4 protein-coding genes are annotated in these 2,873 nt (G+C 43.6%); 2 read left to right on the plus strand and 2 right to left on the minus strand.

Going from position 1 to position 2,873, the window contains the following annotated elements; all coding sequences use genetic code 11:
- A partial coding sequence (locus A3738_RS06900) for a metallophosphoesterase (protein ID WP_197473661.1) occupies positions 1–356 on the minus strand: 356 nt, incomplete at its 3' end.
- Positions 356–1,012: a 7-cyano-7-deazaguanine synthase QueC gene (gene queC, locus A3738_RS06905; RefSeq protein WP_068483367.1), complete on the minus strand. Its 657-nt coding sequence runs from the start codon at positions 1,010–1,012 to the stop codon at positions 356–358. The genes A3738_RS06900 and queC, both read right to left, overlap by 1 nt.
- Before the next feature lie 172 nt (positions 1,013–1,184).
- Between queC and A3738_RS06910 the strand changes: the two genes are divergently transcribed.
- Together A3738_RS06910 and A3738_RS06915 are read left to right on the plus strand one after the other, a co-directional pair.
- Positions 1,185–1,679, plus strand: coding sequence for an exonuclease domain-containing protein (locus A3738_RS06910; RefSeq protein ID WP_197468887.1), 495 nt, complete (start codon positions 1,185–1,187; stop codon positions 1,677–1,679).
- Between the two features lie 111 nt (positions 1,680–1,790).
- Positions 1,791–2,873: hypothetical protein (locus A3738_RS06915; RefSeq protein WP_156504029.1), on the plus strand; the 1,083-nt coding region annotated here is incomplete at its 3' end.

Genomic DNA, 2,873 nt, shown 5'->3' on the forward strand with positions numbered 1-2,873 from the left:
GCATGACTCATGAAAAGCTTTTTATCGTCGTCTACTTGTACAAGGGGCTGTTTGCGCAACCATTCCATTAAATCGTCACAGTCATTAGCCTCAAATATCTCGCGCAAAGTATCTTTTCGCTTTAGTAAGTGCTCACTATAGTAACAAGCTAAAAGATGTAAGTCATGGTTCCCTAAAACAATTCTCGCTTCGAGGTCTCTCGCCAATCGCAAACAGGATAGGGAGTCAGGCCCTCTATTGACGAGATCCCCGGCCAGCCATAACTCATCGCGCGAAGGACTATACGCAAGCTTATCTAATAAAGCCTGAAACTGAATGTAGCAGCCTTGTAGATCCCCCATTGCATATCTAGTCATTACTCATAACTCAATGGGTCAATCGCATTATTAAGTTCAAAAGCTTCCAAACGTTCTTGGCATGCGCCACATTTTCCACACGCTTTCTCTTTGCCTTTGTAGCAAGTCCAAGTCTTGCCATAGTCCAAATCATATTTGAGGCCTTGCGCTAAAATCTCTCCTTTAGACGAGTTAAGAAACGGCGCAACAATCTCGACTGGCTCATAATTAGCAATACGCGCCACATCTGCCATTTTTTGGACAAACTCAGGACGACAATCAGGATAAATCGCATGATCACCACTATGCGCACCGTAGTAAACAAAACCGGCACCGATTGATACTGCATAACCGACAGCGAGAGAAATCATGATCATGTTCCGATTCGGCACCATGGTAGATTTCATACTCTCTTCTTCATAATGCCCGTCAGGAATTTCAATATCATCTGTGAGTGAAGATCCGAGTAATAATTGATGGATAGCCGTGATGTCGACGATTTTGTGAGGGATAGCTAACTCATCACACACCTTTTGCGCGTAATGCAGCTCTTTTGAATGTTTTTGCCCATAATTAAACGAAACCGCATAAACTTGTTTACCCGTCCTTACTGCGTCATGGAGAACGGTAAACGAATCCATTCCACCAGAATAAATCACGACAATTTTATCACTCATAGTTCACTCCTTATTGCTCGGTCTGCATTCTAGCTTGTGAATATTGTTCCGCAATCAAAACTTACTATACCGATGCGTTCACTTCGCAGTTTTCGAATATATCTTCTACGATCAATTGCGAGCATGTTAAACACTGGCTACCATAGCAAAAGTTTTTTAAGCGCAGCCCATTATGACAGCAGTTAATCCTATATTTATCGACTTTGAGGCCTCCAGCCTTGATCTTATTGCGAGCTACCCAATTGAAGTGGGCATTTGCATGCCTAACGGTGACACTCACTCATGGCTCATTAAGCCTCATGTACTTTGGAAGGATTGGTCTGGCAAAGCGGCTAAGATTCATGGGATCAGTCGAGATGAGCTCGAAAAAAACGGACAAGACTGCGATCAAGTAGCGCAAGAACTCAATGAGCTCTTAGGTGATCACTTTGTTTATTGTGACGCGTGGACCTTTGATAGCTTTTGGCTTCACCGCTTGTTTAAAGCTTCAGGGATCAAACACAGCTTTCAAATTGAATCTATTAGCGCCTTGCTTGATGCAGACCAAGTTTCGAAGTGGCAAGACGTCCATAACCAAGCCATCAATGACATGGATTTATTACGTCATCGCGCATCAAATGATGCACTGATCTTACACGAGACCTTCAAGCGTTTGATTCAGAGCTGATCTAGCGCACATTTCAATTCAAATATCACCCATCACACGCAGAATATGCGTGTATAAGATGGTACACTCGCGCAGTCTTTAAAATCTAAATGAAGTGCGTGAGTACCCTATATGCAACAAGTCTTTAAGCTGAGTGCAACACTCTGTTCAGCTTTATTGTTAAGCGCCTGTGATCCAGCGTTCCAAACTACTGCTCAAAAATGTGCCGAAGGGCAAGCTCTAGATATTGCTTTTCCAGTTCCTAGAGCAGACCGCTATAAAGTCGATGCCAATACTGACCCCAACGCATACCAACTCTATTTAAACACCGCAATCAATACGATGTTCGCCGATCCAATGGAAACATTAACTGCGGAAGAGAGCGATGCACTGACTGAAATAAAAAGACTCGTTAATGAATTTCTCAATTACGAAGACGATGGTTCAGTAGTCACGAGCGCAACCAACCAACTCGATTTCTTTGAGCAATTAGTACTTACCGAAGCGGCATTTGATAGCATTCGTCAGAGAGTGAAACAAGCCACGATTGATGATGATGACTTTTGTACATTCACGAACCGCAATATTCGTTTTATCGACAGTGACGATCCAGAACTCAAGGAAATTGGTTTTGGCGAAGTCACAATTGAATACAGTCCGTTTACGCAACTCGTGAGACAGTCTGTCATTTTCGACACCAGCGAAACCTTACTCGATGACATCCAGACACGTGACCGCGCGCAATACAGCGGATTCTTCCAAGTAAAAGGAAGCGACTACGATGCCGTCAACTACATCAAACCAGAAGTTCGACAAGCGATCGTCAACCACCCTGACGATGACAAAGAATTTGCTAGATTTTCATTTGATGAAGCGACCGATACAGAACTGAGTCAACTATTGATCGATTATCAGAATGACTACTGTGATACCGATCCAACGACCGTCGCTGACGAAAATAACGTGTCATCGACAACCTATGATGATTGTGCTGTAGGCATTCCAACACGAGTTCCATCCACTGTGCCTGAAGTGGCAGCAGAGTGTGGCGCGTCAGAAAATAATAAGTTCTCCGACTATAGTTTTGATCTAAACAGCACACACACGGGACTGCGTCGTTTGCGTGTTGAGGTAGATCTTAGAGACATGTTTAAAGGAGAGGTCCGCATTTACGGCTCTACCTATAACGAAGCGATCTATGCTTCCGATGGCACA

The organism is Oleiphilus sp. HI0066 (genome assembly GCF_001635725.1).